Origin of the sequence: Arthrobacter sp. (assembly GCF_031988865.1) — a bacterium.
Taxonomy (GTDB): Bacteria; Actinomycetota; Actinomycetes; order Actinomycetales; family Micrococcaceae; genus Arthrobacter_B.
This window is the reverse complement of sequence record NZ_DALZXY010000002.1, coordinates 1-14,737: the sequence shown is the minus strand read 5'-3', so window position 1 is coordinate 14,737 and position 14,737 is coordinate 1. Positions and strand designations below refer to the sequence as shown.

The window sequence follows — 14,737 nt, the reverse complement described above, 5'->3', positions numbered from 1 at the left end:
ACGGCGGCAGCCGGACACATCGGGTGCGGCAGCGGCCCGGGCCGGCGGGATAGAGTTTTGGATGTGAACAGTCCCATCTCGTGGCAGCACCCCAACACTGCCCTGTACACCGACCACTATGAGCTGACGATGCTTCAGGCCGCGCTCCACGCCGGCACCGCCGGCCGACGGTCGGTCTTCGAAGCCTTTGCCCGCAAGCTTCCCGACGGCCGCCGCTACGGCATCGTTGCCGGAACCGGCCGCCTGCTGGAAGCGCTCCCCCACTTCCGGTTCGAGGAACCGCAGCTGGAGTTCCTTGGCTCAACCGGCGTGGTTGATGACCGGACCCTTGCCTGGCTGGCGGACTTCCGGTTCACCGGCAGCATCCACGGCTACGCCGAGGGCGAAGCCTATTTCCCCGGCTCCCCGATCCTGCAGGTGGAGGCCAGCTTCGGCGAGGCCTGCATCCTGGAAACGCTGATCCTCTCAACCCTTAACCACGACAGTGCCATTGCCTCCGCCGCCTCACGGATGAGCCGTGCCGCCGGCGGACGGCCCTGCATCGAAATGGGTTCGCGGCGCACCCATGAGGAAGCCGCCGTTGGTGCTGCCCGTGCCGCCGTGATCGCCGGTTTCGACAGCAGCTCGAATCTGGAGGCCGGACGCCGCTACGGGCTGAAGACGGTGGGAACCGCCGCGCATTCCTTCACCCTGCTGCACGACTCCGAAATCGCGGCCTTCGAGGCGCAGACGGCCTCGCTCGGGCTTGGCACGTCGCTGCTGGTGGACACGTACGACGTCGAGCAGGGCGTGCGCAACGCCGTCGCCGTCGCGGGCCAGAAGCTGGGCGGCGTGCGGCTGGACTCCGGTGACCTGGTCACCCAGGCCCAGTGGGTGCGTGAACTGCTCGACGACCTGGGCAACACGTCAACCCGGATCATGGTGACCTCGGACCTGGACGAGTACGCCATTGCTGCACTGGCCTCCGCCCCGGTGGATGCTTACGGAGTGGGTACCTCGCTGGTGACCGGCTCCGGCGCCCCGACCGCGGGCCTGGTGTACAAACTCGTGAGCCGCGAGGGCACGGACGGCAACTTCGTCGACGTGGCTAAGGCGGCCAAGAACAAGGCGTCGCTGGGCGGACACAAGTACGCCCTGCGCCGGCTGGATGAGCGCGGGCGGGCCACTGCCGAGGTAGTGGGAGTTGGTGCCCCGCCTGCCGGTGACGGCAACGACCGCCAGCTGCTGCATACCTTCGTTGACGGCGGTAACATCCAGGAGAGCTGGGCCGGCCCCGGCGCCGTCGTCCGGGCCCGGAAACGCCATGACGCTTCGCTGGCGGAACTGCCGGCATCTGCCCACCGCCTGCAGCGCGGCGAGCCCGTGATCCCGACCGAATTCGAGGAGAAGACCCGATGACCCGTGCACTGATTGTGGTTGATGTCCAGAACGATTTCTGCGAAGGCGGCAGCCTCGCCGTTCCGGGAGGAAACGATGCGGCCGGGGAGATCAGCGACTACATCGAAACCTCACGCGACCGCTACAGCGCAGTCGTCGCCACCCAGGACTGGCACATCGAACCCGGCAGCCACTTCTCCGATAACCCGAATTTCCGGGACTCCTGGCCGGTGCACTGTGTGGCCGGTACCCACGGCGCGGCACTGAACCAGGACCTGGACACGGAATTCATCGACGCCTACTTCCGCAAGGGGCAGTATGAAGCCGCCTATTCAGGGTTCGAGGGGGTGCTGGCCCCGGACGTCGAAGTCCCGCTCGGGGAACCCGACGCCGAACCGGTCCGGGATGCTGACGCCGTCAGCCTCGATGACTGGCTGCGGGACAACGGCGTGGACGAGGTGGTAATCGTCGGCCTGGCCACGGACTACTGCGTGAAGGCCACTGCACTGGACGCCATCGCCGCGGGCTACGACACCTCGGTCATCCCCGATCTGTGCCGTGGCCTGGACCGGGTTGATGTCCGCGCTGCCCTCGACGAACTCGAGGATGCCGGCGTCGAGCTCCTGGACCTCTAGCCTCTCCTCGCGAAAGCAGAAACTGCCCGTATCAGGTCCTGATACGGGCAGTTTCTGCTATGTCGGAGGCTATTTGCGGCCGATGAACCAGTCCTGGAGCTTCTCCAGCCGCTTCTGCAGCTGCTCCTCGTTGGCCTGGGCGACGGCGGGGCCGCCGCAGATCCGGCGCAGTTCGCTGTGCACCATGCCGTGCGGCATGCCCGAGCGGGCGGACCAGGCCGAAACGTTCTTCGCCAGCTGGCCCCGCAGCTCGGTCAGGTGCCGGTGGTCGGCGACGGAGGGCAGCGCCTCCGGAACCGCTTCTTCGGCAGCGCGCTTACCGCGCCGCGAAAGCTGGTCATGCTGGCGCTGGCGCAGCAGCGTGGTGACCTGGTCCGGATCCAGCAGGCCGGGAATGCCCAGGAAGTCCAGCTCTTCTTCGCTGCCGAGCGCACCGCCGGTCCCGAACTCGCCGCCGTCAAAGAGCACGCGGTCAAAGGAGGCCTGCGATTCAAGCGCCTCAAATTTCTGCTTCTGCAGCTCACCGGAGGCTTTTTCCTCCCGGTTCGCGGCTTCCATCAGCGAGTCGTCCAGGCCGAAGCCTTCCTCCTCGAGGTGATTCTCCGGCCGGTCCAGGGCGTGGTCCCGTGCGACTTCCAGTTCGTTGGCCAGGATCATCAGGTTCGGCACGGATGGCAGGAACACCGACGCTGTCTCTCCGCGCTTCCGGGCACGCACAAAGCGGCCGACGGCCTGGGCAAAGAACAGCGGGGTCGCCGTCGAGGTGGCATAAACGCCGACGGCCAGGCGCGGCACGTCCACGCCTTCGGACACCATGCGCACGGCCACCATCCAGCGCTGGGTCCCGGCTGAGAACTCGTCGATCTTTTCGGAGGCTTTGGCGTCGTCGGACAGGATGACAGTGGGTGATTCCCCGGTAATCTTCTTCAGCTGCCCGGCGTAGGCGCGGGCGTCCTCGTGGTCCGTCGCGATCACCATGGCCCCGGCATCGGGCACCGACCGCCGGACTTCGCTGAGACGCCGGTCGGCTGCGGCCAGCACGGCCGGAATCCATTCGCCGGCCGGGTTGAGCGCGGTGCGCCAGGCGTGGGCGGTGATGTCCTTGGTGACTGCCGCTTCGCCGAGCGACGCCGCCATTTCCTCGCCCGCGCTGGTCCGCCAGCGCATCTGCCCGGAGTAGGCCATGAACATCACCGGGCGGACCACGTGGTCCTTCAGGGCCTGGCCGTAGCCGTAGGTGTAGTCGGCCTTGGACCGGCGGATGCCGGCGCCGTCCTCGAGGTACTCGACGAACGGAATCGGTGCCGTGTCGGAGCGGAACGGGGTTCCGGTCAGGGCCAGGCGCTTGGTCGCCGGTTCGAAGGCTTCACGGATGCCGTCGCCCCAGGACAGGGCGTCGCCGCCGTGGTGGATTTCATCCAGGATGACCAGGGTGCGGGCTGCTTCGGTCTTGGCCCGGTGCAGCATCGGTTTGCTGGCCACCTGTGCATAAGTCACGGCCACGCCAATGAACCCGTGGCCGTGCCGGCCGTCGGCGTTCTTGAAGTTGGGGTCCAGGGCCAGTCCGACCCGCGCGGCGGCGTCGGCCCACTGCCGCTTGAGGTGATCAGTCGGCGCGACCACGGTAATCCGGTTGACGATGCCGCGGTCCACCAGTTCCGTGGCCACCCGCAGGGCGAAGGTTGTTTTACCTGCACCGGGGGTAGCGACGGCGAGGAAGTCGCTGTCATTTTTGGCGAAGTATTTTTCCAATGCTTCGGCCTGCCACTGCCGCAGCTTCGGTGCTGTCCCCCAGGCCGCCCGTTCAGGGTAGGCAGGAGGCAGCGCTGTTCCACCGCCGAAAAGGGTATCGGGACTCACGCTTGGGAAGGCACCTTTCCGGTACTTGGTCTAACAATTGCACTGCGGATACCCGCTGCCGTTCCTAGAACGGCGAAGACCGCCAGGGCCAGCCACATCACGGCGAAGGATGATCCTTCCTGGGATGTTCCCGGCAGGGCCACCACGGCAAACAGGGCGCCGCCGACGGTGGTTCCCGCCACGGCCCCGACCTGGTCCGAAAGCTGAAGGGAAGCTGAGTTCCGGCCCCGGTCCGCCGCGGAGGACGCATCCAGGACCATTACGGATGTGCTGGACAAAGCCGCTCCCATAGCGACCCCGGCCAGTGACCAGACCATAACCAGCATCCAGAACGGAGCCTGGGCTCCGGCCAGCAGGCCGGTTCCGGCAACCGCCACGGCCAGGAGGCCGGAGCCGCCCGCCAGCAGCAGGTAACGCTTTCGGGTAACCCTCGCCTGGACGAAGGATCCAATGGCCCAGCCTACCGCGCCGACTGTCAGCGCGATTCCAGCCGTGGCCGCGCTCACGCCGTACACGGCCAGCAGCATCACCGGCATAAACGCCTCAGCGGCGACGAACGCTGCGTTGATCAGTCCGCGTGTCGCGACGACGGAGGGCATCCCCCGCCGCAGCCACAGAGTGCCCGCGGGCAACAGCACCACCAGCGCAGCGACAGCGGCAACGATTCCCACAGCAGTGACCGCGGCGGCCACGGGGGAACCCGTCGCTGCCGTCTGGTTTCCCGCCCACTGCGCGGCGAAAACGCCTGCGGCCAGGAAGATGCCCCACAGGCCGCGCCGGCGTCCGAGGGCCCGGTCCAGGGCGGGGTTATCAGGAGCACCCAGATGCCGGACCCGGGGCCAGACCAGAGCGGCAGCCACCAGGACTATCGGTATAGCCGCGGCAAACACCCACCGCCAGCTCGCATACTGGGCCAGCAGCCCGGCCACCAGCGGACCCACCATCGACGGAAGGATCCAGGCCGTGGATACCCAGCCGAAGACCACCGGCTGCATCTTTGACGGATAGACCTCGCCGATGATCACGTACAGTGCCACGACCATTGCCCCGCTGCCCAGGCCGGAGACCGCCCTCCCGGCGGTAACCTGCCAGAACTCGCCGGCTACCGAGGACATCACCAGTCCCGCCACGAGCAGCGCCATGCCTGTTACCAGCGGGCGGCGCGGCCCCTCGGCGTCGCACCGGGAGCCGGCCAGCACGGAACCCAGCAGCGAGGCGGTCAGGAACATGGAGAACGCCAGCCCGTAGCCCGCTCCGGCGCTCAGCTCCCCCGCGACCACCGGCATCGCCGTGGTGACGGCCATGGCTTCGAACGCCGCGCACGTCACGATCGCGATCACGCCCAGGGTCAGCGGACGGTACGCAGAGGACATTGCGCCCTCGGGCCGGCCCTTGGGCAGGGGATCACTCATGGAGGCATCAGGACTTACTGCCGTCTTAGGGTTCGACGGCGACGAAGGGCGTCAGGGAAGTGTCGGGGTACCGGCTACTTCTTGTCGCCGGAGTCCTTACCGGGACGAAGGCCTTCGTAGATTTCCTTGCACTCCGGGCACACCGGGAACTTTTTGGGATCGCGTCCCGGTGTCCAGACCTTGCCGCAGAGCGCGATCACGGGTTCACCCGACAGGGCGGACTCCATGATCTTTTCCTTGCGGACGTAGTGCGAAAACCGTTCGGCGTCTCCCGGTTCGACGAGTTCGCGCTGCTCTTCGCGTTCAATGACGGCGGTGGAGGAACCGCTGTCCGCCCGGCGCATTGGATCGGATTCGAAAGGATCAGGAGGCAGAGTCATGCATCCATCTTAGTACGCGGCACCGTGGCTATTTGTTGACCGAAACCGCCAAAAGCACTTCCGGTCCGCGCCGGTCCAGCCAGCGGCCGCCCACCCGGATGCCCGCCACCAGCAGACCGGATCCGAGCACGATTCCAACCGCCAGCGTGACCCAGCCCCAGACGGGACCCGCGCCGAAAGCATAGGCGATAGCCGGAGCCAGCAGCGGCAGTGCCAGCAGCAGCTGCATCAGCAGCCACAGGCCCTGGGCGATCATGGTGCGTCCGGTGGACCCGGGCGGGGTCTTGAACGCGCTCTCCCCCGGCAGCGGGACGTTGTACGTGTAACGGGCCGAGAACACACTGGAGAGCCCAAGGCCGCTCAGCAGCAGCCCGAGGGACAGTCCCAGCAGCACCGGCACGGCTTCGGGCCGCCCGAGGATGACCGGCGGCAGCACTGCCGCCAGGATGGTGGCAGGCAGGGCGAACACTGCGCACGCGATAACCCGGCCGGCCCGGTCTGCCATCCCGGTCACCCCGGCTGAGACGTGCAGCGCGAACGCGGTGTTGTCATAGGAGATGTCAGCGGAAATCCCGAAGGCCAGCAGAAAGGCCACCAGCGGGCCAAGCGCGAGGACGGCAGGGGGCAGGTCGCCGCCGGTCTGGACCGCGAAGATCATCACGAGCGCCAGGACGGGAACGATGACCAGCGAGATGCTGTAGCGCGGGTCCCGGATCCAGTAGGTCAGCGCGCGGGCCGCCACGGCTCCCGTGGGCGTGGCGGGGAAGCGTCCGAACAGCCCGAGCTTACCGGCGCCCCTGCGGACGGCGGAGTTATGCGCCGGGGTGACCAAGGCACGCTGCAGAAGCGTTTTCCACGCCCAGGCTGCCAGCACCAGGAACAGTACCGAAATCGCGAACCGTGCCGCCGCGGTTCCGGGGCTGCCCAGTGCGACGTCGCCCGCGACCGCCCAGCTGCTGCCCAGCGGCGTCCAGGCCAGGATTCCGGCCAGTCGGGCCAGGATATCCCCGGAGTCGGCGAAGGCCGTCGCCAGGGAGCCGATGATGGGTCCCAAAAGCACCAGCGGAATAATGATGACCAGGCCGGCAACGTCCTTGAACCGGCGGGAACTTGCCAGGGACGTTGTGGCGGCAACGCCCAGCCGGGCCAGCACCACGCAGGTCAGGACGGCGACGGCGGCGGCCGGGATGCCGGCGAGGACTGCAGCCGGGTGCTGCCACCAGGAAGCGGCCTGCACCAGCGCGGCCAGCAGGGTAACGATGCCGGGGATTCCGATCAGCGAACCAAGGGCCAGTCCGATGATCATTTGCCGCATGGGGATGGCGAACGTAACGAACCGCGCGGGATCCAGGGTCATGTCGACGCCGGTGGCAACAACGGGAATGACCGCCCAGCCGAGCACAGCCGCGGATCCGCCAAGGATCACCACGGTGCGGGCCAGCTCCGGATCGGAGAAGTTCAGGAAGAACAGGCCGCCCATCAGCAGCGTCAGCACCCCCAGGCCGTAGAGCGCGCCGAAAATGATACCGACCAGCTGCCACGGGCTGCGGCGCAGGGAGTTGCGCAGCAGGAGGAGCTTGAGCCTTAGGAGGTGCGCAACCATGCCAGGCCCTCCGAGGTGCTGCGGCCACCGACCAGCTGAACGAAGGTTTCTTCCAGGCTGCGTCCGGCACGCACCTCGTCCACGGTTCCTGCCGCGAGAACGTTTCCACCTGCCACGACGGCCACGTGGTCACACATCCGCTGGACCAGGTCCATAACGTGGCTGGAAACGATGACGGTTCCGCCCGAAGAGACGTAGCTGGCGAGGATGTCCCGGATGTTGGCTGCGGAGACCGGGTCCACCGCTTCGAACGGTTCGTCGAGGACAAGCAGCCGGGGCGCGTGGATGAGCGCGGAGGCCAGGGAAATTTTCTTCGTCATACCGGCGGAGTAGTCCACCACCAGGGTGCCGGCGTCGGCGGTCAGATCCAGTGCGGCGAGCAGGTCGGCGACCCGGCCGGCCACAGTTTCCCGGTCCATGCCGCGCAGCAGCCCGGCGTAGGTAACCAGCTGTTCACCCGTCAGCCGGTCAAAGAGCCGCACGCCGTCGGGCAGTACCCCCATGATGCGCTTGGCTTCAAGCGGGCGGGCCCACACATCCACGCCATGGACCCAGACCTGGCCGTAATCCGGCCGCATGAGCCCGGTAGCCATGGACAGTGCGGTGGTCTTGCCCGCTCCGTTGGGCCCAACGAGTCCGTAGAACGATCCGGCAGGTACGTCCAGGTTGATCCCGTTCACGGCGATCTTCTCGCCGAAGCGTTTGGCCAGGCCCCGGATGGCCAGCGCCGGGGTGCCGTCGGCTGTGCTTGGGGAAACCAGCGGCGCCGTGGCGGCGTGTGCCGGCGGCGTTTCCGGTCCGTGCTGGGGGGTGGGACGCTCGGGTGTCTCGCTCATGCCAGTAACGCTAGCAACTTCAGTCCCGCGGTCCCTCCGTCTTGTGAACGAATTCGGCCGCAGCCCCGCAGGCCCGAAACCCCGCCATGGGGACTAGGGAACGACGCCGGTGCTCCCGGCTGGCGGGGTTTGGGTTGGCAGAGCCGGGAGTGAACGAGGGGCTGGGCTAGAAGAGAGCCCGGGCCAAGGCGGAGCGGGCCTTCGTGACCCGAGGGTCTGAGCTGCCGGTGATTTCGAAAAGGTCCAGCAGCCGCAGGCGAACCCGTTCCCTGTCCTCGCCGGCGGTCCGCGCAATCAGGCGGACCAGACGGTTGAAGGCGTCCTCAACGTGGCCGCCGGAGGTGTCCAGATCGGCTACCGCCAGCTGGGCGTCAATGTTGTCCGGTTCCTCGGCGCCTGCCTTGCGAATGGCGTCGGCATCGGCATCCTGGAGCCGCTGCATCAGTTCCACCTGCGCCAGCCCGGCCTTTGCCTCCGCGTCTGCGGGCTGTTCGGCCAGTGCCCGGCGGTAGGCGGAGGCAGCGGCGTCGTAATCTCCCGCAACGATCGCGTCGTAGGCTTCCTGGTGCAGCGGTGGAAGGGGTGCTTCCTCCGGGGCCTGGGCGGCGCCGTCGGCCAGGGAACCGTTGACACCGTTGGCGTCCGCCACCTGCATCAGCTCGTCCAGGAGAGCGCGCACTTGTTCAGCCGGCACGGCCCGGTCGAAAAGCGGCACGGGCTGGCCCTTCACGACGGCGGCGACCGTCGGAACGGAAACTGCCTGGAAGGCCTGGGCGATCTGCGGGTAGGCATCAACGTCGACGTTTGCGACCAGCACTTTGCCGTTGCGGCTGGCTGCCTCCTGCTGCAGCACCGCGGTCAGCTCAGCGGATTCCGGACTGCGGGCGGAGTACATGTTCACGATCACCGGCACCGTCGCCGAGAGCTGCACGACCTGCGGGAAGGACTGCTCAGTCACCTCGACCACATACGTGGCAGCTTCTGAGTCCTGCCCGCCGGACGCCGCCGCGGGCGGAGGAGCACTGGCTTTGGCTTTGAGCGCGGAGAGGTCCACAGCCCCCCGAAGGTTCATTGACGGTGACGGCGCGGGCCGGTGGTTCGGTGTGCTCATGGCCTCAACCCTAGTACGGCGACGGCACCCCGGGGCAAGTAGGCCCCAAATACAGCCGGCGGTGCCGCGGCACCGCCGGTGCTGTTCCCGGGAGGTTTACTTGAGCTTGGCGGAGAGCAGTTCCTGCGCTGCGCCAATGACCTCCACCTGGTCCTGGCTGCCGGCCGCCGGGACATAGAGCATCACGGCTTCGCCGTGGGTGACGTCGATCCCGGCCTCCGTGTTCTTTTGGCCGGTGAGGGTCTCATAGATGGTGCCCTCGAGGTTGATTGAGTCGCCTGCTTCACGCGGGACGCTGGAGTAGCTGTGGGACATATACCCAAAGACGATCGCCCCGCCGTCAGCCGTCCGCAATGCACGCGTGTCCTCTGCAACCGGCGTGTGCTTGAAGGAGATTGAGGCGAACTCGTTGTCCGGATTCGACGTGACCTTGGACTGGAACGTGGTCACTGCCTCCGCGAAGCTGTTCGCGGCGAACGTGTCCTTGTGGGAACCGTCCGGGTTGGTCAGCGCGTCTGCCAGGGCATCCACGGCACCCTGAGGGGACAGAATCAGCCCTTCCCCGGAGTCCGCTGCGGCAGCGGAGACACCCGCGCCGTCAGACGGAGGCTGCGGGAAGGTGGTTCCCGGCAGCATCTGAATGGCTGAGACAAGCTTGTAGTTTTCCCGAGGGGAGGCCTGAACGAGCATCAGGGCCTGCGGCACAGTGTTGTCTTCGCCCTGGGTGACGGCGACGACGGTCCGCGGGAAGTCGGTTCCGGAGGACACCATGTCCGTCAGCAGCGGAGAGGCAGCGACGGCGGCGGGAGCCTTGGTGTCCGGCGCTTTGGCTGCGGCAGCATAGTTCGCTTCCCGCAGGGACAGGGCCGTGGAGCCGGCGCGTTCCTTCAGCAGGGAGGCGTCCTTGGCGGCGTCGGCCTCCTGTACGGTGCCTGCCACAGATCCCAGGATCCGGGTCAGCTGGCTGTCCAGGACTACGGGCTGGGATGCTTCCGTGCTGCCTTCCTGCGTGGCCGAGGCCGCACCCGGAACCATGGCGAGAGCGAGCCCGCCGGCAAGGGCTGCGGTGAGCATTCCGGCCAAGCCCCGGTGGACGGTGGGGGCTCCGCCGGCGCTGAACCGGCTGACTCCGGTACTCTGTCCGCGCTTGGCGACGGTCCTCATAGCGGCTGTGTCCGATTCGCGGACGGCACGGCGGCTTCCGGGGGCCGGCGGCGTTCCGCCGTTGCTCCGGGCGATAAAGGCCAGGGCCAGGCCGAGCACGGCGATCAGCGCACCCGCCACGATCAGCGGGACGGCAAACGGCGTCCCTTCGTCGTTGGCCCAGCTGACGGTGATATCCGTGGGGGCGGCGGCGGTGCCGTCAGAGGCGATGAGGACAGACCAGTCGCCCTGGGCCGGCGGGGTCCAGGAGTAGGAGATTTCGCCTTCCCCGGTTTCCTCGTTGACCCACAGATCCGACCCGGCCGGGTTCGGGACTGTGTCTTCGCCCTCTGTGGTCTCGGCGGCGAGGGAATCCTTTTCTCCGCTGCTTACCCGGGTCACGGCTGCATCGCCGATCCAGGCGTCAACGTCCGATGCCCGTCCAACGGCAAGGAAAGCTCCGGCATCGCCCTCCGAGCGGACCGTAATTTCTGCGCCGTCGGCCCGCGAGGCGAGCAGCCCGGCGTCGAGCACTGTCACCGGCGCGGCACCAGCGTCTGCGGGGGCCTGCGCTGTCACCGTCTCCGGAGGTGCCCAGAATGTCCGCTGGCCGATTCCGACCAGCATGATCAGCACTCCGAGCACGATCAGCGGAACTGCAATTTTGTTTCGCACAACTTACCTATCGTCGGTCACGGTCCTCCGCGCGCCTGTAGGCAGCGGTGACGGGACTTGAGCCCCATGGATACCGTCATGGCGGTTGGTTTATAACCCTATGGTAACGAAATCCCTTTCAAGAGCACATTTCGGCGTCACCCTCCTTGTCAGCCTACGACAGCGGGCCTTCGCACCGTACTGGCCGTTCACTGATAATCTGGCGCCGCAGCATAGCCACGGAATCCGAGAACACCAGTACCGAATGCAGGGAGAACGACGCCGATGAGCGAGGACGACGACCGGGAACTCCCCGTCGACGAGCCACTCCCCACCCCCGGCGAGGACGTTGAACGCCGCGCGGGCTGGATGGAATCGGTCGGCTCCCGGATAAGACAGCTGCTGGTCCGTGTGCCGGGAGCCCGTCCGCGCCCGCACTTCGACGTTCCCCCGGAGACCCCGGTCCCGGGCGGGGCAGCGGAACCTGAGGTGGACGAAGACGCCGACCTCACGGACGAACGGCTCCGGTTCGGAGGGGTTCCGGTGCCTGACAGCCGCAGCCGGGGCCCGGAGGGACATCCCATCCGCTTCGGGTTTATGTTCACGGTCGGCGTTGGTTTCGCGCTGCTCTTGTTCTTCATCTTCACCAACGTTGGTGAGCTCCTGGTCTGGATCGGCGCTGCCCTCTTCATCGCGCTGGGCCTTGACCCGGTGGTCCGCTGGCTCAGCGCCCGCGGCGTTCCCCGGCCCGCGGGAATCGCCATCACCGTCCTGGTCCTGGCAGGAGCCATTGCCGGCTTCTTCGCCAACCTGATCCCTACGATCGTCAGCCAGACCACGGAGATCATTAACGCTGTCCCCGGCTACGTGGACCGGTTCCTGTCATCGGATTTCTTCGTCTCGATTGAACGCCAGTACCAAATCCAGGAACGCATCGATGAGGAAGTCCAAAAGTTCTTCTCCAACGCCGATGCGGTGGGCGGAATCTTCGGCGGTGTACTCAGCGTTGGCACGGTGATCGCGAACGGACTCTTCGGCGCGCTGATTATCCTCGTCCTAACGCTGTACTTCCTGGCATCGCTGCCTTCCATGAAGAAATGGGCCTACCGGCTTGCTCCGCGCAGCCGGCGCCGCCGGGTGGAAGCCCTCTCGGAGGAGATCACCAGCAGCGTCGGCAACTACGTCATCGGCCAGGGTTTTGTGGCACTGCTGGACGCGCTCTACGCCTTCGTCATCATGACGATTACCGGTGTCCCGTTCTCGGTGCTGCTGGCGTTTGTCGTGGCGCTGCTGGCGTTCATTCCCCTGGTGGGCCCCCCGATCGCCCTGGTACTCGTGTCCCTCGTTGCGCTGACAGCGAGCTGGCAGACCGCCGTTGTCTTTGCGATCCTCTACATGGCCTACCTGCAGTTCGAAGCCTATTTCGTCTCCCCGCGCGTGATGCAGCGCGCTGTTGCGGTCCCGGGGGCGGTGGCTGTCATTGCGGTCATCGCCGGCGGAACCCTACTGGGTGTCCTAGGTGCCCTGATCGCCATTCCGACGGCGGCCGCAGTCCTGCTGCTGATGAAGGAAGTCGTTATTGCCCAGCAGGACCGGCGCTAGCCGGACGGTCTTCGCCAGGGCTCAGGGCTCAGCGGGCTCAGGGCTCAGGGCCAACCGGGCTCAGTCGGGCGGACTCAGGGCCAACCGGGCTCAGGCGGGAGGCATCGATCAGCGCCTCCGGCTGGCTCCCTGCCTGGTCTGCCAGCAGCGTGCGTGCCAATGGCGGCGGTCCTCCACCGCCGTCTGCCGCCCGAAGAGGGAATCTTCCTGCCACACCACCAGGTGTTCGATTCCGGGCGGAATAACCTGCCCGCAGCCGGGGCACCGGTAGTCCTTGGCCGCGTTCCTGGCCGTGATCCTGCGCACTGACCATTCGCCGTCGGACGCGCTTTCCCGTTCCGGAATTCCGGACCGCGCCCGGTCCAGGTCAATCTCCGGCACCGGAGCCGCCCATTTGCGCCGGGCGTTGCGGCCGGCCGCCGTGCTGGAGGCGGGCAGCTGGCGGCGTGGGCGGTTGGAACGGGGCATAAAACCATTTTGCCGCAGCGGAGCCGGTAAAGTGCAACTGTGCGTTTAGTGATAGCCCGGTGCTCTGTTGACTACATCGGCCGCCTCCGTGCCCATCTGCCCCTTGCAACCCGCCTCCTGATGGTGAAGGCGGACGGCTCCGTCCTGATCCATTCCGACGGCGGCTCCTACAAGCCGCTGAACTGGATGAGCCCTCCCGCGACCCTCCGCATCACCGAGCCGTCCGAGGATGACGCTGAAGCAGGCGTTGTTGAAGTCTGGAACGTGCAGAGCGCCAAGACGGACGACAAGCTGGTGATCAGCGTCTATGAACACCTTTCCGACGTCGCGCATGATCTCGGGACCGACCCCGGGCTGATCAAGGACGGCGTGGAGGCGGACCTCCAGCGGCTGCTGGCCGAACAGATCACGAAGCTGGGTGACGGCTACACCCTGATCCGCCGGGAATACATGACGGCCATCGGCCCCGTTGACATCCTGGCCCGGGACGCCGCCGGCGCCACGGTGGCGGTCGAGTTGAAGCGCCGCGGCGACATTGACGGCGTGGAGCAGCTCACCCGCTACTTGGAACTGCTCAACCGTGACCCGCTCCTCTCCCCCGTGCGCGGCGTCTTCGCAGCCCAGCAAATCAAGCCCCAGGCGAAGGTCCTGGCCGCGGACCGGGGCATCGAATGCCTCACGCTGGACTATGACGAAATGCGCGGCGTGGACGACAGCGCTTCCCGCCTGTTCTAACTCCGCTTACCAGCCGCTTTCTTTGCCCTTGAACCCGGCACTTTGGAGCGTCTCTGCCTGCCTGATTACCGGCCCCCAATGGGTGCAAATATCAGCGGAAAGTTTCTGCCAACTTTTTCGTCAAATCCGTTGACGGGTCTTTAGCCGTATGTAACGCTATAGGCAGTCTTTGTGTAGGTGTATTTTCATGCTCGCAAGACGGTTGCGAGCGTGAAGCTCCTGTAGGAACTGCCGGTAGGCAGGGAACCTGGACTTCCCGCTTCTGTAACAACCACAGGCACGAGGTGTGCCGGTTCAGTTCCAATATAGGAGACATCAAATGGCACAGGGCACGGTTAAATGGTTTAACGCCGAAAAGGGTTTCGGCTTCATCACTCCGGATGATTCCGACGGCGACGTTTTCGTCCATTACTCGGAAATCCAGTCGAACGGGTTCAAGACCCTCGACGAAAACCAGCGCGTTCAGTTCGAGATCGGCCAGGGCGCCAAGGGCCCCCAGGCCACCGGCGTAACCGCGGTCTAGTTTCTTCGAACACCAAAAGCGGGGACTTACCGTCCCCGCTTTTGTTGTCTCCGGGCGCTTTGTTGTGTCCGGGGGCTTTGTTGTGTCCGGGGCTTTGTTGTCTCCGGGCGCGGGCTTTGTTTGTTCGGGTGCTTTGTTGGGTACGGGGTTTTCTGGTGGGCCGATCCTTGTTGAGGCAACGTCCCTCCTGTGGCGTCCGCGGGCCTGCAGCTCTGGCGGCCTCGTCGGTGCGCAGCTCTGGCGACCTCGCCGGCTGAGGCGGCCGTGCGTGCGCAGATCTGGCGACCTCCCCGAAGAACAACTCACCTTATCTGCGCACCCAACCATCCCAGCCACTCCGCAGCGGTCCGTAGGTGTGAGCTCTAGCCGCCTTCCAGGCCGAACGATCCGTGGGTGCG

Annotated in this window: 13 protein-coding genes; 5 read left to right on the top strand and 8 right to left on the bottom strand. The window is 66.5% G+C overall.

The window, feature by feature from the left end; genetic code table 11:
* The first annotated feature begins 63 nt into the window (after positions 1-63).
* The gene (locus RTN46_RS00585) at positions 64-1,398 is read left to right on the top strand and encodes a nicotinate phosphoribosyltransferase (RefSeq protein ID WP_312178484.1); all 1,335 of its coding nucleotides are present in this window, start codon (positions 64-66) and stop codon (positions 1,396-1,398) included.
* Positions 1,395-2,012 (top strand): nicotinamidase, encoded by a 618-nt coding sequence (locus RTN46_RS00580; RefSeq protein WP_312178483.1) that lies wholly within the window; start codon positions 1,395-1,397, stop codon positions 2,010-2,012. Before RTN46_RS00585 ends, RTN46_RS00580 begins: the two co-directional genes overlap by 4 nt.
* 69 nt (positions 2,013-2,081) lie before the next feature.
* Here RTN46_RS00580 and RTN46_RS00575 read toward each other — a convergent pair whose 3' ends face one another.
* The 7 genes from RTN46_RS00575 to RTN46_RS00545 form a co-directional block, all read right to left on the bottom strand.
* Positions 2,082-3,872 carry a DEAD/DEAH box helicase gene (locus tag RTN46_RS00575; protein WP_312178482.1) on the bottom strand — a complete coding sequence of 597 codons (1,791 nt, stop codon included), beginning with the start codon at positions 3,870-3,872 and terminating at the stop codon, positions 2,082-2,084.
* Positions 3,869-5,284: an MFS transporter gene (locus RTN46_RS00570; RefSeq protein ID WP_312178481.1), complete on the bottom strand. Its 1,416-nt coding sequence runs from the start codon at positions 5,282-5,284 to the stop codon at positions 3,869-3,871. The genes RTN46_RS00575 and RTN46_RS00570 overlap by 4 nt, the downstream gene beginning before the upstream one ends.
* A 74-nt stretch (positions 5,285-5,358) precedes the next feature.
* Entirely contained in the window at positions 5,359-5,664 is a 306-nt protein-coding gene (locus tag RTN46_RS00565) for a DUF3039 domain-containing protein (protein ID WP_312178480.1), read from the bottom strand.
* A 28-nt stretch (positions 5,665-5,692) separates the two neighbouring features.
* On the bottom strand, positions 5,693-7,267 hold the full coding sequence (locus tag RTN46_RS00560; protein ID WP_312178479.1) for a transporter: 1,575 nt from the start codon (positions 7,265-7,267) through the stop codon (positions 5,693-5,695).
* The gene (locus RTN46_RS00555; RefSeq protein ID WP_312178478.1) at positions 7,249-8,103 is read right to left on the bottom strand and encodes an ABC transporter ATP-binding protein; all 855 of its coding nucleotides are present in this window, start codon (positions 8,101-8,103) and stop codon (positions 7,249-7,251) included. Before RTN46_RS00555 ends, RTN46_RS00560 begins: the two co-directional genes overlap by 19 nt.
* Positions 8,104-8,269: 166 nt before the next feature.
* A complete protein-coding gene (locus RTN46_RS00550; protein WP_312178477.1) occupies positions 8,270-9,214 on the bottom strand; it encodes a tetratricopeptide repeat protein in 945 nt (314 codons plus the stop codon).
* A 96-nt stretch (positions 9,215-9,310) separates the two neighbouring features.
* Positions 9,311-11,032, bottom strand: coding sequence for a hypothetical protein (locus RTN46_RS00545; protein ID WP_312178476.1), 1,722 nt, complete (start codon positions 11,030-11,032; stop codon positions 9,311-9,313).
* A gap of 264 nt (positions 11,033-11,296) precedes the next feature.
* On the opposite strand from RTN46_RS00545, the gene RTN46_RS00540 reads away from it, so the two are divergent.
* Entirely contained in the window at positions 11,297-12,613 is a 1,317-nt protein-coding gene (locus RTN46_RS00540; protein ID WP_396157095.1) for an AI-2E family transporter, read from the top strand.
* A 108-nt stretch (positions 12,614-12,721) separates the two neighbouring features.
* Here RTN46_RS00540 and RTN46_RS00535 read toward each other — a convergent pair whose 3' ends face one another.
* On the bottom strand, positions 12,722-13,081 hold the full coding sequence (locus tag RTN46_RS00535) for a hypothetical protein (protein ID WP_312178475.1): 360 nt from the start codon (positions 13,079-13,081) through the stop codon (positions 12,722-12,724).
* A 39-nt stretch (positions 13,082-13,120) separates the two neighbouring features.
* On the opposite strand from RTN46_RS00535, the gene nucS reads away from it, so the two are divergent.
* Both nucS and RTN46_RS00525 read left to right on the top strand, forming a co-directional pair.
* A complete protein-coding gene (nucS, locus tag RTN46_RS00530; RefSeq protein WP_312178474.1) occupies positions 13,121-13,816 on the top strand; it encodes an endonuclease NucS in 696 nt (231 codons plus the stop codon).
* A 319-nt stretch (positions 13,817-14,135) separates the two neighbouring features.
* On the top strand, positions 14,136-14,339 hold the full coding sequence (locus tag RTN46_RS00525) for a cold-shock protein (protein WP_191807782.1): 204 nt from the start codon (positions 14,136-14,138) through the stop codon (positions 14,337-14,339).
* Positions 14,340-14,737: the final 398 nt, after the last annotated feature.